Source organism: Haliovirga abyssi (genome assembly GCF_030295325.1).
Taxonomy (GTDB): domain Bacteria; phylum Fusobacteriota; class Fusobacteriia; order Fusobacteriales; family Haliovirgaceae; genus Haliovirga; species Haliovirga abyssi.
The window spans coordinates 459,360-485,477 of sequence record NZ_AP027059.1 but is presented as its reverse complement, the minus strand read 5'-3'; the positions used below and the strand labels follow the sequence as shown (position 1 = coordinate 485,477).

Genomic DNA, 26,118 nt, shown 5'->3' with positions numbered 1-26,118 from the left:
TTTATATCCTTCTTTCTAATCTTTCTACTATTTCATCATATACTTCATCTGGACTTATATCTTTCATACATTTAAAATGTCCCTCTTTACATTCATTCCCACCATGCAATCCACAAGGTCTGCAATCTAAATTACTGTTTTCTATTATTGTATAATTTTTGGTCCACGGATAAAACCCTAATTCTTTCGTAGTCGCTCCAAATATTGCTATTATATAAATATCTGTAGCTGCAGCAATATGCAATGGAGAGCTATCATTTGACACTAGTACAGTGCTTCTCTTAAAAATTTCTACTAACTCCAATAATTTTGTTTTTCCAATTAAGTTAACAGTATTTGAAGTTTCTATTATATTTAATTTTTCTTCTTCTTTTCCACCTATTAATAATACTTTTATATTTAATTTTTCAAGCTTTTTTAATAATAAATTATAATATTCAATTGGCCACATTTTCGTAAACCATTTACTACCTGGAGCAATTACCACAATTTTTTGATTATCCAATTCAAATTTCCCCCAAATTTCATCTACTTTTTTTATATCCTCTTTTCCGGGATATAATTCTATTTTATCATCCTTAAAATCAGATAATTCTATTAAATTTAATAATCTTTTAACTTCATGAACTGACTTTACATATTCAATTTTTTTAGTTAAAAATAGCTTTCCTTCGCTATTAGAATATCCAATTCTCTCTTTTATTCCTGCTAAAAATGCTATTAACGTACTCCTTAAATATCTATGTGGTATAATTGCAATGTCAAAATTATAATTTTTTATATCTCTTATAATTTTAATAAGCCCTTTTAATCCTTTATCTTTTCCTTTCTTATCATAAACAATTACCCCTTTTAGCATAGGATTATTTTTTACAATTTCGCCACCTACAGTTGTTGTCAAATAATATATTTCTGAATTATTATATTTTTGTTTTATTTTTTTTATAAGCGGAGTAGAAAGTACTATATCCCCTATAAATGCTGTATGAATTATTAATATTTTTTTCATAATTTCTCCTACTATTCATCCTTAAATATAATTTTAACTTTTGTATATATATCTTTTTTAGATTCTATCTCCATCTCTCCATTATATTTTTTTAATATTTCTTTGCCAATTGTCAATCCTAGCCCTAAATTTTTCTCTTTATATTTTGTTGTAAAAAATGGGACATATATTTTTTGTATTATTTTTTCATTTATACCCATTCCATTATCTTCTATTTCTATTATTTTTTTATTATCTTTTTTGTAAGTTGAAATACTAATTTTTTTAACATCTTTATTTTTTAAACTTTCAAAAGAATTTTCTAATATATTTTCTATTAATTGAACTATATCCACTTTATTAGCAAAAATTATAAAATCCTCTTTAAATATTTTATCTAATTTAAAATTATCATAATTATATTTTTTTTCTAAATTTTTAAAACTATACTCTATTACCTCTTTTATATCTACATTTTCTTCAAAATGTGTATCTTGACTACTATATTTTAATAATTTACTCACAATCTCTTTAGTTAATATTAAACTATCTTCAAGTTCATTAAGGTCTTCAAGTATAGATACTATTTCCAAATTTTCACTAAATTTTTCTTTCAAATCATCTTTTATCATTTTTAAAGTATATAATTCTCCTGCTAATGGACTATTTAATTCATGTGCTATTTTCCCCATTATTTGAGAAATTGTTTGTAAATTTTCTGTTGCTATTATTTTCTCTCTAACTATTTTTAATTCTCTATTTTTTTCTTTAATAATTGTATTGCTTAAAAACTCTCTTACTTTTTTTGTGAAATTTATTCTTGCTATTAATATTCCTAATAAAACTGCTACTGTTGTGCTTGTATAAAATCCTATTAAGGTCTCTGTCTTTATTTGTAAAAATAATAATCCAATAATAAAAATAGAATGTCCTACCGAAAATACAAATATACTCTCATAAAATTTCATATACATTAATGAGGCAATTGTAAAAATAGCTATTATGTATGCACTTACCTCCTTTGAAATATTAACAGATATAAGAGCAATTATAGCTCCAAGAGTTAACATTCCAACTTCAAATATCAAATTAATAATTTTTGCTATTTTTATATTTTTTATTTTATAATTGTTTAGAAAAACGGTCCATCCAATAGAATAAACTATTATTATCCCATACGTTATAGTATATGACAGCTTAGGAAAAACAAAACTATTAATATTATTTACAAGAATATGTGATATTAACAAAACAAATCCTAATATTATAAATGCTTTACTAAATATACTCATTTTTTTTAAATTTTCTTCTAATAAATTCTTCTCAAATCCTAGATTAAATTTTTTCATAACTCGTTCTGATTTCTCCATTTTAACGCCCCACTTTTAAAATTATTTTAATTTTAATTCAACCCATCCAATATCCCCAATTAATATGCTATCATCTACAATCTTTAAAAGTCCCTTCTTCTTATATCCTAATAATAGTTTATTTAAATCTTTTTCTTTTATATTCAAAATGCTTTTTACCTCTTTTATATTTAAATTTAAACTTCTAGATTTCACATTTAAATATTGCTGATAAAAATATTTCAAAACTTTTTTTTCTAAATTTGTTTCTAATAATGAATTTAACTGATTCCGCGTTTTTATATATCTAATACTAAGTGATTTTACTAATTGTACAACAATATCAGGAGCAGAACTCATTAATTTTAAAAAATCATTTTTTTTTAATTCTAACACTTTTGTAGGCTCTTCTGTAATAACTGTTGCTGTTCTTACTTTATTTTCAAAAATTGCCATTTCTCCAAAAAATTCCCCATCTTTTAGATATGCCACAACTTTTTCTTCATCTTGAGTTATTTTAGATATTCTTACTTTTCCTGATATTATAAAATATAACTCTTCTCCTGTTTCATATTCACAAAAAATAATCTCTCCTGCTTTATAATCTTTTCCAAATTTTTCAAATAACTTTGGATTATCCAACATTCTCTTCACCCTCTTTTGGAATATCATGTTTTAATTTTTCAATATTTTTTTTTGTTTTTTCTATCTCTTCATTAGTTAATTCTTCATCTGTTAATTTATTAGCTATACTTAATGCTTCAGGAAATCTCTTTCGTTTATCATATTCTTCTATTAGGTCAAACATAACATCTTTTATATAATCAGAATATGGAAACTCTTCTAAAAATTCTTTTAATCTATTTAAATATTCATCATCTTTCCCTATTTTTTTCTTTATTTTTATCATTTCAAAAAATATTTTTTCATGAAGTTCTTCTGCTACAACTTTAATTTTCATCCCTTCTAATATTGCCAATAAAATATTTAATTCCTCATTATCTTTATATTTAGATACTATTGCATCTATTTTTTCTACTGATATTCCTAAACTTTGTAAAATTGATATTCTATCTTTTTCTTTTATAGCAAATTCAACATCACTCTCTTTTACTATCATCCTTTCTAATATTTGTTGTGCTTTTTTATACTCACCTTGTTTTAAAAAGTATATATATATATCCTTTATTTTTCCATGTTCCATGATACATTCAGTTCTATTAGAGATTTCCTTTATTTTATTATTTAATTTTCTTATTTTTCCTGCAAGAGAATTAATCATTTTTTCGCCAATAGTTATATTTTTTTCCATAAAAGCTGAAAAATCTGTTATTGGAAATACTATTAATTCGGTATTCTCTAAAGCTATTGCTCTTTCTCCTCTTGTTAAATTAAAGAACACCTCTTCAAATCCAAACACATCTCCTTCTTTTAATCTTTTTCTATTTTTCAAATTATTATCTACCAAAAAAAGTGTATTTGTCCTTATTATTTCAACTTTTCCTTTTCTTATTACATATACATTATTATCTACTGTATTTTCAAAATATATTATCCCACCCTTATTTATTCGAAAAGTCCTCATCTTTTCACATCCTTATAACTTGATTTTTTCCATTTTGTTTAGCTTTATACATAGCATCATCTACTCTTTTTACAAAAGTTTCTAATTTTTCCATGCTCAAATATTCTGTAACACCAAAACTTGCTGTTATGTCTGTTTCTTCCTCTAATGATTGTCTTATTCTCTCAGCTACAAATTCTGCTTTTTCTATATCTGTATATGGCAATATTACTATAAATTCCTCGCCTCCATATCTACAAGGAATATCTATTTTCCTTACTCCTCTTTTCATAAGAGAAGCTACTTTGTGCAATACCTCATCTCCAGCTTGATGCCCATATGTATCGTTATATTTTTTAAAATTATCTATATCTAACATAATCAATGATACTTTGCTCCCATTTCTTTTATTTATTTCTAATTCCTGTTTTAATCTTTCTATAAAATATCTATGGATATATAACTCTGTTACACCATCTATAGTTGCTAATTCTTCGACTTTTTTATATAACAATATATTTTCTAATTCTATTTTAGAATGAGTAAATATTAAATTCAGATAAACTTCATCTTCTGATGTTATATCTTCTTTTTGACATATAATCTCATATTCTATTTTTCCTTTTAATATCTTTGAACTGTAATTTACGTTTCCAGCTTCTTCTACCTGTATCCCATCTTCTACTAAATGTGTATCTCCAAGTTTTATTCTTAAATATCTATAATCCACTTCATCTCTTATTAATTTTTCTATAATTCTTATTGATTCTTCCAAATTTCTAGTTTTAGATAATTTTGAATATAATTTATTTATAAACGTCATTTTATATAAACTTTTTTCCAAAATTTCATTTAATTTTTCTAAATTTTCTTTTGTATTAATTTGTTCCTCTAAAAAAATCTGCTTTTTTTTCTCCAGCTCTTTTAATTTTAAAAAACTATTTAATATCATAAATATAAGATTTAATATCTTATCTATTTCTATTAAATTATCTAGTTTCCTAGTTTTTTTATACTTTACTATCATATCTTTATATTTATATTCAAATAATTTTTCTTTTTCTTCTTTAATAAAATACTCTATATTATTTTTTTCTATATTAACAATTTCTATACCTAATAATCCCTCTATTGTTAGATTTAACTCTTCTAAACTCTCTTTTATCGTTCCCTCGGCAGAATATAATATCTTTGAAACTTCAAAAAACAGAGGAGTAATCAAAGAATATATCCTAATTTTTTTAAATTCAATAACTTTTTTTAATAACTCTAAAACAAGTTCTATCTCTTCTTCTATTTCTAATATTTCTTCTTTTGATATATCTTTTAATTTATAATTTATATGAAAAACTACTCCCATTGATAATGATTTATATATTAAATTTAACCCATTCTCATCTTCTTTTTTAGTCATTTCAGTATACTTTTTAGAATTAAAAATTATTTTTTTTAATTCTTTATCTGTACTATATTCTTTGTTATTTCCATAATCTATAAAATAATATAAAAAATTAACACCCATAGAATCTATAAATTTTTTCAAATCATTTAAAGCAATTTCTATATTTTCGTTTTTTAATATATCTTTTAATATTTTTCTTCTTAGATTTTCCATATTATCCCCCTTTGTACATTATGATTAGACCTCAAAAAGCTAATTATACTATACATACCTTTTTGTAAACCAATCATCTAATTATCTAATATTATTTAATCATAAATTTCTTCCAACCTCTCAATTACTTTTATTTTCGTTCCAATACGCTCACTTACACCTTCCAGACTCATATCATCCAAAAACTGTTTTTTATCATTTAGCATAATTTTATTAATAATCAATTTATCTCCTAATTCTTTATCTTTAAGATTTTTTATTAAATCACTTCCTGTTATTAAGCCTGTAACAGTAATTTTTTCTCCCCAAAAATAGCTTTCAATTGGAACTATATTTATTTTATCATCATGAATAAATATCTCTTTCATATACTTATATATAGATTTTCCACAAGCAATTGTTATTTTATTTCCTTTGTAAAATTTATCTTTTATTTTCATATCTTTGACTTCTTCTAATAATAATCTTACTAATCCAACACCATTTTCTATATGTTCAAACTCTTCATAATATTCTTTTTCAGGTATATCCATCTTAGACTGAATAAAAAATTCATCTGATAAAAATGAAAAATATGTATCAAATTTCTCTTTGAATTCTTTACTTTTTTCCAATGTATATTTTACTATTTTTTTGCTTTCCTCTTCTGTATTTAACCTTAATCCACCTTTATGATATTTAGTAAGTCCAACTGGAACTACAGTTAAACTTTTTACTTGTGGATAAAAACTAGCTAAATCATCTATTGTTTTTTCTAATATTTTTCCATCATTATATCCTGGTACAATAACTGCTTGAGTATGTAACTCTATCCCATTATCTGTTAAATATTTTATTTTTTCTAATATATTACCTGCATCTCTATTTCTAAGCAGCACTTTACGAACCATGCTGTCAGTAGCATGTACTGATACATATAATGGAGATATATGCTCTTTTATTATTCTTTTTATATCATCATCTGTTAAATTAGAAAAAGTAGTATAACTTCCATATAAAAACGATAATCTAAAATCCTCATCTTTTAAATACAAAGTTTTTCTTAACCCTTTTGGAAGTTGTGCTACAAAACAAAACACGCAATTATTTTTACAAGTCCTAACTCCATCAAAAACTGGCGACTTAAATTCTATCCCTAAATCTTCAAATTCATCTTTTTCTATTTCAAATTCCCAAATTTCATTTATATCTTTTTTTAATATTTCTACTATAATAAATTCTTTATATATCATATGTTCATATTGAATAATATCATATATATCTTTCCCATCTATTCTAACTAAAAAATCTCCTTTTTCTATATCTAATTCTTCTGCTATGCTATCTTTTTGCACTTTTATTATTTCAGCTTTTGTCATTACTCCTCCAAATATTTATCTTATTTCTATTCCCATTTTTGTATTCTCTTATATTTTCATATATTCCTTCAATTAATCTTTGCCTACTTTCAATTGAGCCCCATGCTACATGAGGTGTTATCAATATGTTTTCCAATTCATATAATTCATTATTTTCTTTTGGAGGCTCATTTTCCAATACATCTATTGCTGCTCCTGCTATTTTTTTATCTTTTAATGCTTTATATAATGCTTTCTCATCTACAATTCCACCTCTTGCTGTATTAATTAAAATTGCATTTTTTTTCATTAAATTAAATTCTTTATTAGATATTAATTTTTTTGTTAAATTTGTAAGTGGAGCGTGAATGGTTACTATATCACTTATTTTTAACAGTTCCTCTATTTCTACTCTACTATTATCGCTATATTCTCTTCCATGAATTTTTGCAACTATTATATCCATTCCAAAACTTTTAGCTATTTCTCCAACTTTTTTCCCAATAGTTCCATATCCAATTATCCCTATTTTTTTATTATTAAGCTCTTGTATTGAATATTTTAGCATTGTAAATATAGGCGATTTGCTCCATTCTCCATTTTTAACATCATTATTATAATTATATAGATTGCTCATTAACATTAGTATATAAGAAAATACCATTTGAACTACAGAATTAGTAGAATAATTTTTTACATTTGCTACAACTATTCCAAGTTTCTTAGCTTCTTCTATATCTATATTATTATATCCTGTTGCAGCTACACAAATCAATTTTAATTTTCTTGCTATTCCCATCTCTTTTTTTCCTATATAAACTTTATTAGTAATTATAACCTCTGCATCTTTAATTCTATCTTCTATTTCATTTTCTTTTGTTAAATTATATTTAATTAATTCCCCTTCTTTTTCTATTTTCCCCAGAGAAATATCCTCCCCAACAGATACTGCATCCAAAAATACAATCTTCATAATAGCCTCCTATTATTTTATTCTTTATTAGTCAGTTGCATAACGCTGCAATCCTTATTTTTTGACTATCTCTCCACTTATTGCACTATATTTATATCTTTCTAACCACTAATATACTCGAATTCCCTCGAATACAACCTTTTTCCTAATTCGTTTACATTCGTTTCATTCGTGGTTTCAATTTTTTTCTTTTTTATTTTATTTTTTTTCTTTTTATCTTAAAAAATCAACCCAAAATAAACATAAGACAAAATCCCAGAAATTAATATTAATTTTAAAGCCTTAGCTTTTGACACATGTGCAATTACAAATATAATTACAAAAAATATTATCTCTTTTATATTAGTAACAGAATTTTGAAAAAGTTTTAATATTACACTTAATATTATACCATTAAAACCTAGTAAAATTCCATTAATAATTTTTTTAGAAATAGATTTTTCTAAAAACTTTTCTCCAAAAGTTGAAAAAATATGCATAAGTAGTACTCCAGGAGTAAACATTCCTATTGCGGCTACTATTCCGCCTATTATCCCACTAACTTTATATCCAATAAATACTGCTATATTTAATATCGGTCCTGGTGTCATTTGAGATAAACTTATTCCAGTTAAAAACTCTTTTGAATTTAACCATCCCAAATCTTTTACTATAATATCTTGTATCATTGAAATTGCTGCTACTCCCCCACCAAATGTAAAAAATCCTATTTTTCCCATATTATAAAAAAGCATAATAAGTCTATCTTTATCTCTAAATATAAAACTAATTATAAAAACAATCATAAATATAATTTCTATAATAAACTCTTTTGGATTAATATTTATTTTTACATTTCTATCTTCATTTTCATAAACTCCATTATCTAGTAATAAATTTAATATTAATATAATAAACATAATCTCAAAAACATTCAATTTTAATATAATTTTTAACAAAAAACTTATCACCATCATAAAAATATATCTCCAATTTTTTATAAACGGTTTAAAAATCTTTTCCATTGTTTTTATTAATAATACTACAACAGTTATATTTATTCCTATAAATATATTTTTTATAATTTCTACTTCTCCAAATTTAGTATAAACATATGTAAGTAAAAACATTGAAATTATAGCTGGTAATAAAAATGCAATCTGCATAAGAAACATAGTTTTACTTTTACCTATTTTATATCCAATATATGAAATCAAATTCCCTGCTGTTGTCCCTGGTATAAATTGAGATATACTAAGGCCTTCATAAAATTGACTTTCATTAATATCTTTTCGTTCTTTAACAAATGCATCTTTAATAAAACCTAATATTGCCATCCCACCAAATCCTGATGCTCCTAACTCTAATACTTTTAATAATAATTTTTTCATAATATCCTCCAAATTTATAAAATCCTATTTTTAAATTTTTCTTTAATTATAACACAGTCCCAAATTAATTCCAATGGAGAAAGAATCTAAACTTCATCTCAAAAAATATAAATATTTTTCTATAATTTGAATTATAACCTCTTCAAGAGATAAAAAAAGAGAAAAAAAAACTAAGGAACGTTTAAAAAATAATTTTCTCCTATTTTGTTATAAAAATGGTTGAAACGTTGCATACGTTGGGCGTAGTTTTTTATGTGGTTTTCATAAAAGAACCTTGAGCCTTTTAAAACAAAACAGGTAAGTTATTTTTAAGCCATTCCTAAGTTCCTTTTCTCCCTCATACATCCTTGTGCTAATTTTCATCTTTTAGTTTTAATATTACTTCTTCACTTAAACCTGTTTTTTCAGATATTGTTTTTACATCTAATATATCCAATAAACTTTTAGCAATTTCCACATTTCTTTTTTCTATTCCCTTTTCTATTCCCTTTTCTATCCCCTTTTTTATCCCTTCTTTTATTCCCTTTTCTATTCCCTTTTTTTCTGCTTTTTTTATTGCAGCATCTTCATCTCTTAACCATTTTAATCTCGCTTCATAACTTTCTCTTTCTTCATCATTTAGTGACATCTCGTCTAATAACTCTACTGCCTTCTTTATTGTCAATACTTCTTCTAATTCCTTTGGTAACTTATTTTTTGCATATTTTTCTGCTTTTTTCAAAAAGTTTACCCATCTATCCAACATTGTACTATATTTTTCATTATATTTTTCTAACTCTATAAAATGTATCTCCAAATGGTCTATAAACTCTTTTTTACTCTCTAAATTTATTATTTTATATATATTATGATAATTTTCTTCATCTAAACATCTAAAATTTAATATATTTATACTTATTGTCTTTTTTAAATTATCATAGTTTATTCCTGAATGTAACTGCCCTGAGTATACTCTTGACCAATAATACAAAGCTCGTTTATCATAATATTCTTGGTCTATCACCTGCATCTCTATATTGTACCAATTCCCCCTTTGGTCTTTTGCTTTTATATCTAATACTGATAATTTATCATGTTTAAAATTCTTTTCATTATAAGGATTTTGTAATTCTAAACTTGTTACTCTATCTTCTTCTGATACTACTGAATTTATAAAATCTTGTAACAGATCTTTATTTTCTTCACTTCCAAATAGTTTTTTAAATACAAAATCTACTCTTGGATTTATTCTACACATTTTTAACCCCTCCTCATCTCATTAAAATAGTATATCCAACCGTCAAATATATGTATCCATATACATTCATCTTAATTTTAGACACTCTATTATTTTCTCTCTCATCAAGTTTAATTTTATATAAATTTCCATTGCCAATTATTCCTTCTCACACCACTATCTCAAAAACTTCCTTTCCATTTACCATAACTCTATCCTTAATATACTCTTTTCCCTTATTAAAATTATAAAATATCATATACCCCTTATCTAAATTTTGTGCCTCCAAATATTTACATAACTGTTCTCTTCCTTCTTGCTCATATTGTCCTCCACGCCATATTTTTAATTCTATTACAAATTTTTTCATATTATATGTAACAACTATATCCATTCTATTGGACTCTCTTGTTTCTGATTCTACGAAATAAAATCCTGTCCCATTTATTATTGGCTTTAAAAATGCTAAAAATAGAAGCCGCCCTTCTCGCTCTACAAACTTCTCATCTATTTTTCTGTATTCTGCTTTCATTAATTCTTGAAATTTATCCAATACCAATTCCATATCTAAATTCCCATCATCGTCTATAAATTTTGTTCTAAATTCATAAGTTAGAACTACTCCTTTTTTTATTTCTCTATTTGCTATCATATGATTATAAATCAATATTTCAAATATTTTATTATCTATTTCTACTTTTTTATTCTTTTCTCTGATTATTCCATATATTTTCCCTATTGATACCATTTTATTTGTATGTACATAATCGACTTTATCGTTCCCTAATATAACTTTTTCTATAAAATTATAAAACTCTCTATTATTCTCTATATTTTTTATTATATCATCAAATAATGTATTAGGAGTTCCTAATGTTATTTTTATAGATTCTTCTAAACCTTTTTCACTAAAATCTCTATCTAATTTTTCATCTATTACTTTACATAATTTACTTACTAAAAATGGATACCCATTTGTATACATATATATTTTTTCTGAAATATTTTTTATATCCATACCTGTTTTAGCATCTGCTTCATATTCAATTAGCATTGTTGATATCTCTTCTGAATTAAAGCTCATATCTATATCAAAATCTACTGCAATATTCCATGGACTGTTTAATGTCCTATTTTCATCTGGCCTTAATTTCAGCCTTAAATTTTTCACATCATGTACCCCTGCTAATATTACTGTATGAAATGTATAATCTTCTCCTTCATTTCTACTTAAATATTTATCTCTAAGCATTCCTATAAAATGTAAAAACAGTTGATTATTACTACTTTTATCTACTTCATCTATCATTAATACTACTTTCTTATTTGTTTCTAATACAAAATCTGTTATAAATTCATCTAGCTGTTTTATTTTATATAATTTTGGATAATTTTTTACATAATTTAATATTTTTTTATTATTTGAAAATTTTAATCTTTTTATTATTAACCCAACAAATGATTCCACAAATCTATCTTCACTTACAAATTCTTCACCTATTCCTTCAAAACTTACTTTTATTAACAAATATTCCTTATTCTTTTGTAATTTTTTATCCAACAAATACATTGTTGTTGTCTTTCCATATTGTCTTGGTCTATTTATTGTGAAATAATCCCCTTCACTTATTAAATCTTTTATTATCCTATCTATTTTTGATGTTATATTTACCATGTAATGTCTTTCTGGAATACAAGTCCCTGTTATATTAAATTTTTTCATACTTGTTAACCTCCGTTAGTTTCTCCTTTTTATATAAATCTATATTAGACATTTCTATTTATTATGTTACTTTATTTTTTTACGAAATACTATTTTTAATTCTATTCCTATATTTATTATTTTCAATTTTCTTCTCCCTATTATCCATTCTCTCTTCAATTATACCATATCTAAAAAAAACTTCCAATTAAATTTGCAGGATAAATACAATCCTTTTTTTATAATAATTATTCTCTTTTACTATTATTTATTTATAATCTATTTTCCATTTAGGAACGTTTAAAAAATAAGTTTCTCATTTTTTGTTATAAAAACGCTTAAAGAACATTTAAAAAATATTTTTTTATATTTTGTTGTAAAAACGCTTGAATCGTTGCGTATTTTAAAACAAAAGGATAAGGCTGTTTTTAAAGCGTTCCTAAACCATTGCGTATTTTAAAACAAAATCGGAAGGTTATTTTTAAGCCATTCCTTAATAATGACTTATTCATTTGAAAACATATGAAAAATAGATGAAATAAATAATTAAACTTTCATAATCTAAACAATATTTAAAAAACAGCAAGTATATACTTGCTGTTTTTTCTTTATAAATTTAAATTTATCTCAAATCCACTCTCATCTTTTCCATCTGATTTTAACCATTCCTTAACTTTATCCTCAATCATATCTCTAACTTTTCTTGTAAATTCAACCTTATCATCATTATCTCCTTGAAATGATGAAGGATCAGGAAATCCCCAATGTATTTTTTTAGCATTTCCAGGAAAAACTGGGCATTTTTCTGCGTTTGATTCGTCACAAACAGTTACTACATAATCATATAATCTTCCCTCTTTATAAAAATCAAAAACACTGTTTGTCTTATTCTTAGAAATATCTATCCCCTTTTCAGCCATTGCATCCACAACATAAGGATTTAAATTCCCAGGTTCTAATCCTGCACTTTCTGCTATAAATTTATCTCCACCATACTCATTAACAAAAGCTTCTGCCATTTGACTCCTTGCAGAATTATGAATACAAATAAACAACACTTTTTTCTTATCCATCTTTTAATCCCTCCAATTATAACTCTATTTTTAAATTTTAAAAAGCTCTGTTTCACACTCTTCATTTTCAGCTTCAAATTGAATTGTTATATGACTTATTCCAAATTCATTTTCTAATATCTCCTCTATTTCACTATGAATTTTTTTTGCATTTGAAATTAACATATCTTCTAATATAACATGTCCTTCAAAATATATAGTTTTTTCATCTGACATCCAAGTATGTATATGATGTATATTAATGACTCCATCTATATTTTCTACATCTTTTTTCAAATCTTCATAATCTAAATCTGCTGTTGATTGCATTAATATATCTATTGTTTGTTTAAATATTCCATAACTTTCTTTTAAAATATATATTGAAATTAATACTGTTACTAATGGATCTATCCAATATATATTCCAAAATTTTATAACTATTCCACCTATTACTACTCCAACTGATGAGACTGTATCTCCTAAAAGATGTAAATAACTTGCTTTCAAATTCATACTATTTTTAGAATCTTTTTCTAATAACAATACTGATATAAAATTGGAAACCAATCCAATAACTGCAACAATTATCATTAAATTTCCATTTATAGTTTCTGGATTAATAAATCTTTTATATGCTTCATATAACAAATAAAATGATATTACTATTAATGCTGTGGAATTTATAAAAGCTGCTAACACTCCTGCCCTTTTATATCCATAACTTTTTTTCTCATTTTTTTCTTTCCTCGATATTACCAATGCAACATAACTCAAAATTATAGCTACTGTATCACTTAAATTATGAAGTGCATCTGATAAAAGTGACAAACTTCCTGATAATATACCACCAATTATTTCTGTTATTGTTATAGTTGCATTTAATATTGTTACTCCTGTAATTTTCTTTAATGATATATTTTCATCTATACTATGGTGATGATGCCCTTCATGACTATGTTCGTGATTATGCTCATTATTAGTCATTGCTAACACCTCCTTCACCTAAATGTGTTAATCCCATATTAAATATTTTTTCAATATGTTCATCATCTAAAGAATAAATTACAGATTTCCCCTCTTTTCTGTACTTTATCAATCTTTTATCCCTTAATATTTTTAATTGATGAGATATACTCGATTTACTCATATCTAATTCTCTTGCAATCCCTCCTGTACAAGTTTCTTGCTTCATCAATATTTTTAATATCTTTAGCCTTGTATAATCTCCAAAAATTTTAAAAAAATCTGCAAGCTCTAAAAAAATATTATCATTTTCCATTTTCTACTCCTCCTTAACTATAGTTGAACAATTGCTCAACTATAGTATATAGTAATTTTAGAGTTTTGTCAAGTAGAATTTTACTCCCTAAGCTTTAGGCAGTTTCACTTTAAATTTTGTCCCTTTTCCCATTTTAGATTCAATTTCTATCTCACCTTTATAATTAGATATTATATCATTTACTATTGCAAGTCCAAGACCTGTTCCTGCTAAATTATTTCCTCTTGCTTTATCAATTCTATAAAATCTTTTAAAAATATTTTTTAATTCTATCTCTTCTATTCCAATTCCATTGTCTTTAATATCAAATTCATAATAACTCTCATTTTCAGATATATTTACTGTTATCTCTGGAATTTTATTATTATAAATAATTCCATTTTCTATTAAATTTTTTAAAATTGTTATTACTTTTTCTTTATCAATATTTATATATCCATTTTCATTTTTTAGATTAAAATTATAATTAACTTTAGCATTAGTTGCCATTATTCTTGATACTAAACTGTCTTTTGTTTCTTCTATCACATCATTTATTTTCACATCATATCTATTTACTATTTTACTATTTTCTATTTTTGTAATATTAAGAAAATCCTTTATTATATTTTCAAATTTTTCTATATTTTTTAATACTATTTCTCCAAATTTTTCTTTTGTTTCTTTATCAATTGCTCCCAATAAAGCTATTAAATATCCTTTTATATTTGTAAGAGGTGTTTTTAATTCATGAGATATATCTGTTATAAATTGTTTTTGAACCTCTTCAAATTTCCTATTTTGCGTTATATCTTTTAATAAAATTATATACAAATCACCATTTTCAATATAATGGCTTTCTAATATATAATATTCTTTTAATTTCGAAAAAAATATTTCTTCTTTTGAAATCTTTCTTTCATTCAAAAAATTTCTAATAAATTTTATTATATTCACATCATTTATTTTTTCATAATATAAATTAGAATTTATATCTAAATCCATAAATTTTTCAGAGTCATTATTAATAAATTCTATATTTCCATCTCTATTAACTGTAATAATCCCCATTTCAATAGACGATACTATTTTGCTTAATTTTTCTCTTTCTTCAGCTATTTTATCTAAATTATTTAAATTTTTAAACTGCCATTTTCTTATTATTTCCCAAAACTCTTTTAAATCTATATCATCTTCTAAATATATAGAAGATATTTCTCCATTTCCTTCTAATATCTCTTTCATTCTATTTATTTTTTTTGAATAGAATGATTTTATATAATGCACAAATATAATATAATATAATATATCCAAAAATATAAAAATTCCTAATAAAATAAATATAGTTTTGTCTATTATTTTTTGAATTATATTGTATTCCATAGATATTCTTATAATATAATCATCTGATTTCATACTATAATACAATAAATTCTCATTTAAAGTATTACTTTTTCTTATAGAAAATCCCTCTTTACCATTTAAAGCTTCTTTTACCTCTTTTCTATATCTGTGAGAATCCATCTCACTTTCATGCCCTTGTTTTCTATTATCATATATAACTTTCCCATCTTTTTTTATAATTGTAATTCTATTACTACTATGTTCCCCTATCTTTTTTAAAATAGAATTACCTTCATTTTCTAAAGCTATCTCTACAATTTTTGCTTGTTCTCTAAATTCTTTTTCTGTAAAATTTTGAAAATTATTTTTCAAATAAACATTAAAAACTATTAAAAATATAAACTCAAACGATATAATCATCAATATACTTAAAACTTCTTTTCTATTAATTTATATCCAACCCCCTTAACTGTCTTTAAATTTTCTCCCAAAATTTTAAATTTACCCCTTATTTTTCCAACATAAACGTCTATAACTCTATCTCCAGGAAAATAATCCACTCCCCAAACTTCATTCAACAATTTTTCTCGTGTTAAAATCATATCTTTATTAATTATAAAATATTTCAATAATTCATACTCTTTTTTTGATAATTCTACTTCATTTTTATTTTCGTACACTATATACTTAGATTCATCTATTAATATATCTCCAAATTCTATCTGTTTATTTATTTTTTTTCCAGTTCTTTTCATTATATTCTTTATTCTAGCTATTAACTCTCTTGGGTCAAATGGCTTTCTTATATATTCATTAGCCCCTGCTTCCAAACCTTTTATCACATCATCTGTTTCAGTTTTAGCAGTTACCATTATTATTAATGGATTTCCATATTTTTCAGGTAAATCCCTGACTATTTTAGTTATATCTATTCCACTTAAATTTGGTAACATTAAATCAAGTATTAATAAATCTGGTTTGATTTCTGCTATTAATTTTATAGCTTCATATCCATCTCCAGAAGCCACAACATCATATTTTTCCTTTTGTAAAAAATATACTATAAGTTCTCTTATTTGGCTATCATCTTCTACAACTACAATTTTCATTTAGCTCATCTCCTTAACAGCTTGATGTCTTAAATCCTCTCCTCGATATATATAAATTAAAGATTCTGCTAAATTTGTTATATTATCTGCTATTCTTTCATAATTTTTAGATATTAATAAATTTTCTATTCCTAGATCCAAATATTCTATATTTTCTTTTACTTTATCTTTTATTTTATCTATACTTTCTTTTTTTATTTTATCAACTTCATCATCTAATCCAAATATAATATATCCCTTTTTAACATCCTTTTCTATATATCCATGATTAAAAATCTCAAACATATTGTAAACTTTTTCTCCCATATCTATTAGTGAAACTATCTCAATCTCTTCATTAACTCTATCTCTAAATATTCTCTTTGCAGTTTTTAATATATTTATACATAAATCTGCCATTCTTTCTAAATCTTTATTCATATGCATTATTCCTATTAAAAATCTTAAATCTCTTGCTGCCGGCTGGTATCTTGCAATAGCTCCAATTGTTTTCTCATCTATTTGAACTTCCAAATCATTTGTATCTTCTTCCAGTACCTTTCCTTCCCCATATATACTTTTGTCAAATGTTTTATTATTAAGCTCCTCTATTGTAATTTCTATAAGTCTTTTCACATCTTTTATCATTTCCATTTCCATACTATTTATCTCTGTAATAGCTTCATTTAAACTTTTCATATTTACCTCCATATGATTTAATTATATATATATTTATTATCACCCAAATCTTCCTGTTATATAATCTTCGGTTTTTTTATTTACAGGATTAGTAAATGTTTTTTCTGTATCTCCAAACTCTTCCAAAACACCATTATAAAAAAATGCTGTATAATCTGAAATTCTTGCTGCCTGCTGCATATTATGAGTAACTATAATTATAGTATAATCTTTTTGTAATTCTCTTATAAGCTCTTCTATTTTAGAAGTAGATATTGGATCAAGAGCTGATGTTGGCTCGTCCATTAATAAAATTTCAGGTTTTACCGCTATTGCTCTTGCTATACATAATCTTTGCTGCTGCCCGCCTGATAATCCCAACGCAGATTTATTTAATTTATCCTTCACTTCATCCCATAATGCTACTGATTTCAAACTTGTTTCTACAATTTCCATTAATTTATTTTTATCTTTTTCTCCATGTATTTTAGGCCCATATACTATATTTTCAAATATTGTTTTAGGAAATGGATTTGGTCTTTGAAATACCATTCCAATTTTTTTCCTTAAATTTACTATATCATATTTTTTAGAAAATATACTCTCATTATCTAATAATATTTCTCCCTCATATTTAGATATATCTACTAAATCATTCATCCTATTTACAGAACGTAAAAATGTAGATTTTCCACATCCAGAAGGTCCTATTAATGCTGTAACTTTATTTTTTTCAATTTCCATATTTATATTATGCAAAGCCTGAAAATCTCCATAGTAAAAATTAAAATTTTTAATATCAACTCGTATATCTTTATATCTTTCTTCCTCTTTCATTTTTCCTCCCTATAAAACTCTTTTTTCTTTCTTTTTGCCTTTTCTTTTTTTGAATCTCTTCTTTTGAATCCCCCGTGCATTTGCGTAAAGTTATAAATTTTCTTAATGAATTTGCCGTTAAGCAGCTGCCACTGTCTGAGCGTAGCGAGTTTGGCAGTTGTAGGCAAGTTCATTTAGAAAATTATAACTTGAAGCATTAGCACTTGATTTTTTGCTTCTTTTTTATCAAGAAAAAAGAAGTTCGCCCCATGGCGAATAAAGACATCATAAACCCAAATCCCTCTAGTCATATAAAAAACGATTTAATCTATTTCTTAAAAGTACAATAAATCTCCGCATCTACAAATCATAATTCATAAATAAAAATATATTGTGGCATAGCCTATTGTTGCCATTTCATCTTATCGGCATTCCCTAAATCTACCTAGATTTCTTAAACCTACTCCTAATAAACGTCCCAACCAAATTAAATCCAACAGTAATAAAAACAAGTATAAACGCAGTCCCATACATATTTTTCATAGGCATATTATTTACCTCTGTTGATATAACAAATAGATGAAATGGCAACGCCATTGTTTTATCTAACACTGTTTCTGGTAAATAATTTTGATAAGCAGTTGCAACTGTAAATATTATTGGTGCTGTTTCCCCTGCAGCTCTCCCTATACTTAAAATAACTCCTGTAACTATTCCATACATCGATGCTGGCAATACCACCTTCCAAACTGTTTCCCATTTAGTTGCTCCTAATGCTAAAGAGGCTTCTCTCAGATTATTTGGAACAGCCAATAAAGCTTCTTTTGTAGATGTAATAATCACTGGCAAAGACATTATTCCTAAAGTTAATGAACCAGATATAATAGATACTCCAAATCCCATCCAAACAACAAACAGTGACAATCCAAATAATCCATATACAACACTTGGTATTCCTGCTAAATTTATTATCATCAAATTTATAGTTCTTTTCAACCAGTTATCTTTTGAATATTCTACTAAAAATATAGCTGTTAAAACTCCAAATGGTACTGAAACTATTATAGTCCCAACAGTCAACCATAGTGTTCCAATTATAGGTGCTAATATACCTCCAGCTCTTCCACTATTTTCAGGCATAGATGTAAGAAATTTCCAATTTATCGCAGGCAATCCTTTTATTATTAAATACAATAATATCCCAAATATTGGTAACAGTGACATTATAGCTATAATTTTTATTCCCCAAGTTATAACCAACTCTTTTCTTTTATTCATATTCTTACTCCCTCATCTTTTTTCTTGATTTTTCCACAAAATGATCTGCAATTATATTAACTAAAAATGTCAAAATAAACAATATTAATCCTATTGCAAATAGAGATTTCTGATGCAAACTTCCATTTACAGATTCTCCCATTTCTGCTGCTATAGTGGCTGTCATTGTCCTAACAGATGTAAGTGGGCTACTTTTAAATATAGGTGCATTTCCAGTTACCATTAAAACTGTCATTGTCTCTCCAATCACTCTCCCAAAACCTAACATCATTGAGGCAAATATTCCTGAAAATGCTGCTGGAACAAGTACTTTAAATGTAGTTTGTAATTTGGTAGCTCCCAAAGCTAATGAAGCATCTTTATAACTTTTATCTAAAGATTTTAAAGCATCATCAGATATACTTATTATTGTAGGCATTGCCATAAATGCTAAAATTATCCCACCAGTTAGAGCTGTTTTTCCAGAATCTAGATTAAATATATCTTTTATAGGAGTTGATAATATTTTCAAACCTATAAATCCAAGTACAACTGATGGAATTGCTGCCATTGTTTCTATTAATATTTTCATAATTTCACGTTCTTTTTTCCCTGCAAATTCTGCAATATATATTGTAGTTATAAAACTAAGCGGTACACTTATTATAATTGCTATAAAAGTTACTATTAAACTTCCTTTTAAAAGTGGTAACATCCCAAAAATACTTTTTAGATCGTTACCTATTTTAATTCTCCATTCTTCACCAAATAAAAATTTATTTATTGGATATTTCATAAAAAAATCTAAACTATTAAAAAATATAAATAAAAATATCATAAATACTATCACAATATTAAATATGGCAATTAATTTTACTCCATTACTCATGGTACTGTTAATTATTTTTCTCTTTTTTCCCATTATTTCACCCTTTCTATATTTTCTGTACAAATTTATACTTTACTATTATATTAAAATAACAAACTATAATTTATAATATCATCATACCATAAATCTGTTAATTTAATATTAATTTTATGTAAATTTAATGTAAAAAATGATTTATATAAAAAAAGCTAGAAGATATTATCATCTTCTAGCTAAGGAACGGCTTAAAAATAACCTTATCATTTTGTTTTAAAATACGCAACGATTTAAGCGTTTTTATAACAAAATATAAGAAACTTATTTTTTAAACGTTCCTAAATATTTAAAAATTAATTATTTAATTTTTAAACTCACTATTTTACAGGTACAAATCCTTGAGATTTTACTATAGCTTGTCCTTTTTCTCCAAGCAAATAATCTATTAATTGTTTAACTCCATTTACATTATTTATTTTATCCTCAGTTGTATACCAGTAAAGATTTCTAGATACAGGATACGTTTTATTTTTTACAGTATCAAATGTAGGTTTTATTCCATTTATAGTTAATGCTTTTACTTGATGATTTACATAACCTAGCCCTATATATCCAATTCCACCTTTTGTATTTTCTACATCATCTAAAACTGCATTATTTGAAGCTAATTCTAAAACTCCTGTTGCAGGTTCCTCTTTATCCATAACTAAATGATCAAAAGCTTCTCTTGTCCCAGATGCTGTATCTCTTCCTACTGCAACTATTGCTTTATCAGGTCCACCAACCTCTTTCCAGTTAGTTATCTCACCTTTATATATTTTTTTTACTTGTTCTTTTGTAAGTGCAGTAACACCGTTTGAAGGATTTACAACTATTGCAATACCATCAAAAGCTACCACTATCTCTTTTATTTTCATCCCTTTAGATTTTGCTATATCATATTCTTTAGATTTCATCGCTCTTGATGCCTCTGCAATATCAACACTTCCATCTAATAAAGCTTTTATTCCAGTAGAAGATCCTCCACCACTTACTGATACTCTAGACCTTTTATTCTCTTTAGAAAATTGTTCTGTTACTGCCATACCTATTGGTAATACTGTTGTAGAACCTCTTAACGTAACTTCTATTCTCTTTTTTGAATTACCTTTTTTAAATAAGAAATCAAATACACCTGCTGTTGCTACTACCGAAATAAATATTCCTAACATTATTACTACTAAACTCTTTTTCATCTTGTTACCTCCTTAGTTTTTTTAGTTCTTTTTGTTTATGTAAGGATTATAACATAGATGTTTAAATTAAATATAAATTTAATGTAAAAGTTGTGTAAAAGTTTTTTAAAAAACAAGAGCCTATTTCTAGGCTCTCATCTACTAATTGCTCAAGTATTGCACTTCATTTTCTTCTATAAATTGATTTGAATAGAGTTTAAAATAATGTCCTTTTTTTAATATAAGCTCATGATGTGAACCTTCCTCTATCATTTTTCCATTGTCTATTACCAATATTCTATCTGCATTTTTTATAGTTGATAACCTATGTGCAATTATAAAACTTGTCCGTTTTTCAAGTATCATTTCTGTAGCTTCTTGTATTTTCTTTTCTGTTTCTGTATCCACTGAAGATGTAGCTTCATCTAATACAAATATTTTAGGATCTGCTAAAATTGCTCTTGCAAAAGATATAAGCTGTTTTTCTCCTGTAGATAACCTGCTTCCACCTTCTCCAACTTCTGTATTATATCCATTTTCCATCTTTTCTATAAATTCATCTGCTTTTGCAAGTTTTGCAGCTTCTATAATCTCTTCATCGCTAGCTTCAAGTTTCCCATATCTTATATTTTCCATTATTGTCCCACTAAAAAGATGTGGTGACTGCAAAACATATCCTAATCTTGAATGAAGCCATCCAAGAGATCTATCTTTATAATCTTTTCCATCAATAATTATTCTTCCTTCATTCGGCTCATAAAATCTACATATAAGATTTACTATGGTAGATTTTCCTGACCCTGTTTCACCTACAATTGCAATTTTTTCTCCTTTTTTAACTTTTAGATTGAAATTTTTTAACACCTGTTCACCTTTTTTATAAGCAAAAGATACATTTTCAAATTCAATTTCTCCTTCTATCTCTTCCCAATTTTCTTTTTTAGGATTATTAGAGGTACCATATTTTTCTATTACTTCTGCATTATCAACTATATCAGGCTCTGTTTTTACAAGAGAAATCACTCTTTCTGCTGCTGCTTGTGCTGATTGAAATTCAGAAATAACTCTTGCGATTTCACGTAATGGATCAAAAAATTGTATTGTATATGCTAAAAAAGCAGTTAAAGTCCCAAATGTTATAGCTCCTGCTGATACTGCATTCCCACCTTTCCATAATACAAGTGCTGTCCCAATACTTCCAATACTTATAACTATAGGAAGATATAACGATGAAAAAATTGCTGCCCTTACAGAAGCAGAATACATTTCTCCAGTTTGATTTTTAAATTCATTTATATTCTTAGGCTCACACGCAAGAGCTTTTGTAGTTTTTGCTCCACTTATCCCTTCATTAAATGAACTTGTTATTTTTGAATTTAACTTTCTTACTTCTCTGTAGCTTCCAAGTATTTTATTTTGAAAATATTTGCTTATAAACAAAAGTGCAGGAATTGCCGAAAGAGCAAATATTGCAAGTTTCCAGTTAAGGACAACCATTACACCTGCAATTCCTATCATAACTGTAAATCCCCACACTATATCAACCATTCCCCAAGCTATCATATCTCCAAGCTTTTGAACGTCAGAAGTAAGCCTTGCCATCATCCATCCCACAGCCGTTTTATCATAATATGTAAAAGACAGCTCTTGAAGCCTATTAAAACCAGCTTTTCTTATCTGATAACATGTCCCTGAATCTATTTTTCCAGCAAGTACTATAAGCATCCGTACATGAAAAGCTTGAGATATAGCTAGTAAAATATATACACCAAGATAAAAATATAGTCCTGATGTAGTTTTTCCATTTATAAAATGATCTATTGCATATTTCGTCATAAGAGGTATAGCGACATCTTGTGCTCCCACTATTATCATTACAACTGCCAATAAAATCATATGTTTTCTATAAGGTTTTGCAAATTCAAGAATTTTTTTCCATATTCCAAAATCTATTTTTTCATTAAACTCTTCTTCATTTAATACTGTCATTTATATCACTTCCCAATTTTTTTATTATATTGAAACTTCGACATTTTCTACATCCTCTTCAAATACACTTTCTTCATTTATATCATCTTTCAATTCATTTTGTATATTCCAAATCCTTTTATAAATACCATTTTGATTAATTAATTCCTTATGTGTTCCTTGTTGCACTATTTTACCTTTATCCAAAACCACTATAACATCTGCTCCTGCAATAGTCGTCATTCTATGAGCAATTATTATTGTTGTAGCCTTGTGTTTCCTATCATTTAAAGCTTTTCTTATTTCTCTGTCTGTTTCTGTATCAACAGCACTTAAAGAATCATCAAATATAAGTATTGGACTTTTCTTTAAAAGTGCACGTGCTATAGAAAGCCTTTGTTTTTGCCCTCCTGATAAATTTACTCCCTTTTCACCCAATACTGTTTCATATCCTTCTGAAAATGAATTTATAACGTCATGTATAGTCGCTATTTTTGCTGCATCATATATTTCATATTCGCTAGTATGTTTATTTGCAAGATATAAATTATCTTTTATTGATTTTGAAAACATAAATGGTTCTTGCAAAACTATACTTATATTTTCTCTTATCCATCTTTTATCTATTTTATTCAATTCAGTATCATCTATTTTTATTGAACCACTTTTATAATCATAAAATTTTGTTAATAAATTTACAAGAGAAGTTTTTCCTGAACCTGTTGCACCTAATATAGCTACAGTCTGACCTTTCTTTATATTTAATGAAATATTATTTAATACCTCTTTTCCCTCTATATACTCAAAAAATATATTTTCAAATGATATATTTCCCTTTATTTCAGGCTTTATTCCATCTTTTTCTCCTTGTTCGCTATCTTCATTCAATATTTCTTCTATCCTTTCGGCAGATACAAATGCTTTTCCCATATCTGCTAATATTCTTCCAAACATTCTTATAGGCCACAAAAGCATTCTTTCATAAGATAAAAACAGCACTAAAGTTCCAAGCGATATTTCACCCTTTACAGTAAGATACGTTCCATATACTGTAACTATCCCTATCTGTATTATACTTAAAAAATCGACTCTTGACTCAAATATTGCTATAGTTTTTAAGAGTTTATATACAAGATCTCTAAAATTTAAATTTTTTTCATCAAATCTCTCCATCTCATATTTTTCTCTTGCAAATGCTCTTACAACTCTCACACCTGTAAGATTTTCTTGTAATCCTGCAGACATTTCTCCTTCAGCCTCATCTGTTTCCAAAAATACTTTCTGTATTTTCATATGAAAGTATAATGAAAAAATAAGTATTGCAGGTATAAGAACCATTGCAGCTAATGTCATTTTTATACTTAACGAAAGCATAAAAGATAAGGCAACCACTACTAAAAATATAGTTCTTCCAACTTCTACTAACTGCATCGAAAAAAATGTCTTTACAGTTTCAACATCAGAAGTACATCTTTGCACTAGATCTCCAGTTTTTGCATTTGTATAATAATCAAAATACATATATTGTAACTTTTCATAAAGTTTTTCTCTTAAATTCTTTGCAATATTTTCTGAAGCCATTGCTGACCATTTTCCTTTTAAATAATTAAAACCTCCTTCAGCTACAGCTATAACAATTATGATTATTCCCATTATCCATATTTTTTTTGATAAAAAATCTCTATCTCCAAAAAATCCAATAAATTTATTTATCACATTATTAATTTCAAAAGACTGATCACCTATTATATAATCAATTGTAAACTTTATAATAACAGGTGATAAAAAAGAAACTACAGTTGCCATAATTACTGCAATTATTGATAAAATGTAAAGTTTCCTATTCCCTTTTGTATATTTATATATTAATTTTATCCCTTTCATCGTGTACCAACTCCATTGTTTTTATTTTTATTTCTAATATCTACTCTTTGCCAATTTGATTTTTTATTTCTATTTCTATTCAAGTTGCCTGCAATACAATATATTTAGATCCTTTACAAATAATAGTGCTACATTTTAGACACCCCTTTCTTTTTTGAGTTAAATTTATAGTTTACACAAATAAAATATATACACTTATTTTCAAAAAAAAGTATAAAAAAAGACAGTAGATATAATCTCTACTGCCACATTAAGCTCTAATGAATTTTTTGAAAATCTTAGTAACTATATAAATATAGTTATTCCTAATCAGATTATTATTTTTTCACTTGAGGCTTTAGAAATTAAATACATAAATATTATTCTTTTTATAATTTTATTTACTCTTACGTATTTCATTTTCTAATTCACCTCCTATGTTTTTTATAATTCTATAACATATATTTTTCTCAATTAATTATATATTATGTTAGTTTAAAGCATTTTACTTTTTTTGTCAAGTGAAATTTTGTGTTTTAAAAAAATATTTCCCGCTTGCATTCTTTAGCTTTTTTATAAACTATTTATAAATGTATTA

The 26,118-nt window shown here is 25.6% G+C and carries 22 protein-coding genes; all 22 read right to left on the bottom strand.

The genetic code is table 11. From position 1 onward, the window contains the following. Position 1: 1 nt before the first annotated feature. The 22 genes from waaF to RDY08_RS02045 all read right to left on the bottom strand — a co-directional run bounded on the left by waaF (position 2) and on the right by RDY08_RS02045 (position 25,541). Complete coding sequence (waaF, locus tag RDY08_RS02150) at positions 2–1,009, bottom strand: lipopolysaccharide heptosyltransferase II (protein WP_307904785.1); 1,008 nt, start codon at positions 1,007–1,009, stop codon at positions 2–4. A gap of 11 nt (positions 1,010–1,020) precedes the next feature. Beyond that, positions 1,021–2,358, bottom strand: a complete 1,338-nt coding sequence (locus RDY08_RS02145) for a sensor histidine kinase (protein ID WP_307904784.1) — start codon at positions 2,356–2,358, stop codon at positions 1,021–1,023. A 21-nt stretch (positions 2,359–2,379) separates the two neighbouring features. Continuing rightward, positions 2,380–2,982 (bottom strand): Crp/Fnr family transcriptional regulator, encoded by a 603-nt coding sequence (locus tag RDY08_RS02140; protein ID WP_307904783.1) that lies wholly within the window; start codon positions 2,980–2,982, stop codon positions 2,380–2,382. Continuing rightward, positions 2,972–3,922, bottom strand: coding sequence for a cyclic nucleotide-binding domain-containing protein (locus tag RDY08_RS02135; RefSeq protein ID WP_307904782.1), 951 nt, complete (start codon positions 3,920–3,922; stop codon positions 2,972–2,974). The genes RDY08_RS02140 and RDY08_RS02135 overlap by 11 nt, the downstream gene beginning before the upstream one ends. A gap of 4 nt (positions 3,923–3,926) precedes the next feature. Then, positions 3,927–5,516: a GGDEF domain-containing protein gene (locus RDY08_RS02130; RefSeq protein ID WP_307904781.1), complete on the bottom strand. Its 1,590-nt coding sequence runs from the start codon at positions 5,514–5,516 to the stop codon at positions 3,927–3,929. Between the two features lie 95 nt (positions 5,517–5,611). After that, a complete protein-coding gene (locus tag RDY08_RS02125; protein ID WP_307904780.1) occupies positions 5,612–6,874 on the bottom strand; it encodes a DUF512 domain-containing protein in 1,263 nt (420 codons plus the stop codon). Further along, complete coding sequence (locus RDY08_RS02120; RefSeq protein WP_307904779.1) at positions 6,861–7,826, bottom strand: NAD(P)-dependent oxidoreductase; 966 nt, start codon at positions 7,824–7,826, stop codon at positions 6,861–6,863. The genes RDY08_RS02125 and RDY08_RS02120 overlap by 14 nt, the downstream gene beginning before the upstream one ends. A gap of 218 nt (positions 7,827–8,044) precedes the next feature. Further along, a complete protein-coding gene (gene chrA, locus RDY08_RS02115; RefSeq protein WP_307904778.1) occupies positions 8,045–9,196 on the bottom strand; it encodes a chromate efflux transporter in 1,152 nt (383 codons plus the stop codon). A 352-nt stretch (positions 9,197–9,548) separates the two neighbouring features. Beyond that, positions 9,549–10,433 (bottom strand): Rpn family recombination-promoting nuclease/putative transposase, encoded by an 885-nt coding sequence (locus RDY08_RS02110; protein ID WP_307904777.1) that lies wholly within the window; start codon positions 10,431–10,433, stop codon positions 9,549–9,551. 148 nt (positions 10,434–10,581) lie between these two features. Next, positions 10,582–12,135, bottom strand: a complete 1,554-nt coding sequence (locus tag RDY08_RS02105; protein ID WP_307904776.1) for an AAA-like domain-containing protein — start codon at positions 12,133–12,135, stop codon at positions 10,582–10,584. Between the two features lie 587 nt (positions 12,136–12,722). Continuing rightward, positions 12,723–13,187: an arsenate reductase ArsC gene (locus RDY08_RS02100; protein WP_307904775.1), complete on the bottom strand. Its 465-nt coding sequence runs from the start codon at positions 13,185–13,187 to the stop codon at positions 12,723–12,725. A gap of 30 nt (positions 13,188–13,217) precedes the next feature. Beyond that, the gene (locus tag RDY08_RS02095; RefSeq protein WP_307904774.1) at positions 13,218–14,153 is read right to left on the bottom strand and encodes a cation diffusion facilitator family transporter; all 936 of its coding nucleotides are present in this window, start codon (positions 14,151–14,153) and stop codon (positions 13,218–13,220) included. Further along, positions 14,146–14,448: an ArsR/SmtB family transcription factor gene (locus tag RDY08_RS02090; protein WP_307904773.1), complete on the bottom strand. Its 303-nt coding sequence runs from the start codon at positions 14,446–14,448 to the stop codon at positions 14,146–14,148. Before RDY08_RS02090 ends, RDY08_RS02095 begins: the two co-directional genes overlap by 8 nt. A gap of 87 nt (positions 14,449–14,535) precedes the next feature. Then, a complete protein-coding gene (locus RDY08_RS02085; protein WP_307905434.1) occupies positions 14,536–16,191 on the bottom strand; it encodes a sensor histidine kinase in 1,656 nt (551 codons plus the stop codon). 8 nt (positions 16,192–16,199) lie between these two features. Next, entirely contained in the window at positions 16,200–16,880 is a 681-nt protein-coding gene (locus tag RDY08_RS02080) for a response regulator (protein WP_307904772.1), read from the bottom strand. Further along, positions 16,881–17,558, bottom strand: a complete 678-nt coding sequence (gene phoU, locus RDY08_RS02075) for a phosphate signaling complex protein PhoU (protein WP_307904771.1) — start codon at positions 17,556–17,558, stop codon at positions 16,881–16,883. Between the two features lie 39 nt (positions 17,559–17,597). Then, positions 17,598–18,374: a phosphate ABC transporter ATP-binding protein PstB gene (gene pstB, locus RDY08_RS02070; protein ID WP_307904770.1), complete on the bottom strand. Its 777-nt coding sequence runs from the start codon at positions 18,372–18,374 to the stop codon at positions 17,598–17,600. A 420-nt stretch (positions 18,375–18,794) separates the two neighbouring features. Then, positions 18,795–19,631 (bottom strand): phosphate ABC transporter permease PstA, encoded by an 837-nt coding sequence (gene pstA / locus RDY08_RS02065; RefSeq protein ID WP_307904769.1) that lies wholly within the window; start codon positions 19,629–19,631, stop codon positions 18,795–18,797. A gap of 4 nt (positions 19,632–19,635) precedes the next feature. Then, a complete protein-coding gene (pstC, locus tag RDY08_RS02060) occupies positions 19,636–20,532 on the bottom strand; it encodes a phosphate ABC transporter permease subunit PstC (protein ID WP_307904768.1) in 897 nt (298 codons plus the stop codon). 320 nt (positions 20,533–20,852) lie between these two features. Further along, complete coding sequence (locus RDY08_RS02055; RefSeq protein ID WP_307904767.1) at positions 20,853–21,710, bottom strand: PstS family phosphate ABC transporter substrate-binding protein; 858 nt, start codon at positions 21,708–21,710, stop codon at positions 20,853–20,855. A 141-nt stretch (positions 21,711–21,851) separates the two neighbouring features. Then, positions 21,852–23,678 (bottom strand): ABC transporter ATP-binding protein, encoded by a 1,827-nt coding sequence (locus RDY08_RS02050; RefSeq protein ID WP_307904766.1) that lies wholly within the window; start codon positions 23,676–23,678, stop codon positions 21,852–21,854. Between the two features lie 24 nt (positions 23,679–23,702). Next, positions 23,703–25,541 carry an ABC transporter ATP-binding protein gene (locus RDY08_RS02045; protein WP_307904765.1) on the bottom strand — a complete coding sequence of 613 codons (1,839 nt, stop codon included), beginning with the start codon at positions 25,539–25,541 and terminating at the stop codon, positions 23,703–23,705. Positions 25,542–26,118: the final 577 nt, after the last annotated feature.

Bases quoted from the DNA above. Each gene is read 5' to 3' on its own strand.
- waaF (WP_307904785.1), bottom strand. From the start codon at position 1,009: ATGAAAAAAATATTAATAATTCATACAGCATTTATAGGGGATATAGTA.
- RDY08_RS02145 (WP_307904784.1), bottom strand. From the start codon at position 2,358: ATGGAGAAATCAGAACGAGTTATGAAAAAATTTAATCTAGGATTTGAG.
- RDY08_RS02140 (WP_307904783.1), bottom strand. From the start codon at position 2,982: ATGTTGGATAATCCAAAGTTATTTGAAAAATTTGGAAAAGATTATAAA.
- RDY08_RS02135 (WP_307904782.1), bottom strand. From the start codon at position 3,922: ATGAGGACTTTTCGAATAAATAAGGGTGGGATAATATATTTTGAAAAT.
- RDY08_RS02130 (WP_307904781.1), bottom strand. From the start codon at position 5,516: ATGGAAAATCTAAGAAGAAAAATATTAAAAGATATATTAAAAAACGAA.
- RDY08_RS02125 (WP_307904780.1), bottom strand. From the start codon at position 6,874: ATGACAAAAGCTGAAATAATAAAAGTGCAAAAAGATAGCATAGCAGAA.
- RDY08_RS02120 (WP_307904779.1), bottom strand. From the start codon at position 7,826: ATGAAGATTGTATTTTTGGATGCAGTATCTGTTGGGGAGGATATTTCT.
- chrA (WP_307904778.1), bottom strand. From the start codon at position 9,196: ATGAAAAAATTATTATTAAAAGTATTAGAGTTAGGAGCATCAGGATTT.
- RDY08_RS02110 (WP_307904777.1), bottom strand. From the start codon at position 10,433: ATGTGTAGAATAAATCCAAGAGTAGATTTTGTATTTAAAAAACTATTT.
- RDY08_RS02105 (WP_307904776.1), bottom strand. From the start codon at position 12,135: ATGAAAAAATTTAATATAACAGGGACTTGTATTCCAGAAAGACATTAC.
- RDY08_RS02100 (WP_307904775.1), bottom strand. From the start codon at position 13,187: ATGGATAAGAAAAAAGTGTTGTTTATTTGTATTCATAATTCTGCAAGG.
- RDY08_RS02095 (WP_307904774.1), bottom strand. From the start codon at position 14,153: ATGACTAATAATGAGCATAATCACGAACATAGTCATGAAGGGCATCAT.
- RDY08_RS02090 (WP_307904773.1), bottom strand. From the start codon at position 14,448: ATGGAAAATGATAATATTTTTTTAGAGCTTGCAGATTTTTTTAAAATT.
- RDY08_RS02085 (WP_307905434.1), bottom strand. From the start codon at position 16,191: ATGATTATATCGTTTGAGTTTATATTTTTAATAGTTTTTAATGTTTAT.
- RDY08_RS02080 (WP_307904772.1), bottom strand. From the start codon at position 16,880: ATGAAAATTGTAGTTGTAGAAGATGATAGCCAAATAAGAGAACTTATA.
- phoU (WP_307904771.1), bottom strand. From the start codon at position 17,558: ATGAAAAGTTTAAATGAAGCTATTACAGAGATAAATAGTATGGAAATG.
- pstB (WP_307904770.1), bottom strand. From the start codon at position 18,374: ATGAAAGAGGAAGAAAGATATAAAGATATACGAGTTGATATTAAAAAT.
- pstA (WP_307904769.1), bottom strand. From the start codon at position 19,631: ATGAATAAAAGAAAAGAGTTGGTTATAACTTGGGGAATAAAAATTATA.
- pstC (WP_307904768.1), bottom strand. From the start codon at position 20,532: ATGGGAAAAAAGAGAAAAATAATTAACAGTACCATGAGTAATGGAGTA.
- RDY08_RS02055 (WP_307904767.1), bottom strand. From the start codon at position 21,710: ATGAAAAAGAGTTTAGTAGTAATAATGTTAGGAATATTTATTTCGGTA.
- RDY08_RS02050 (WP_307904766.1), bottom strand. From the start codon at position 23,678: ATGACAGTATTAAATGAAGAAGAGTTTAATGAAAAAATAGATTTTGGA.
- RDY08_RS02045 (WP_307904765.1), bottom strand. From the start codon at position 25,541: ATGAAAGGGATAAAATTAATATATAAATATACAAAAGGGAATAGGAAA.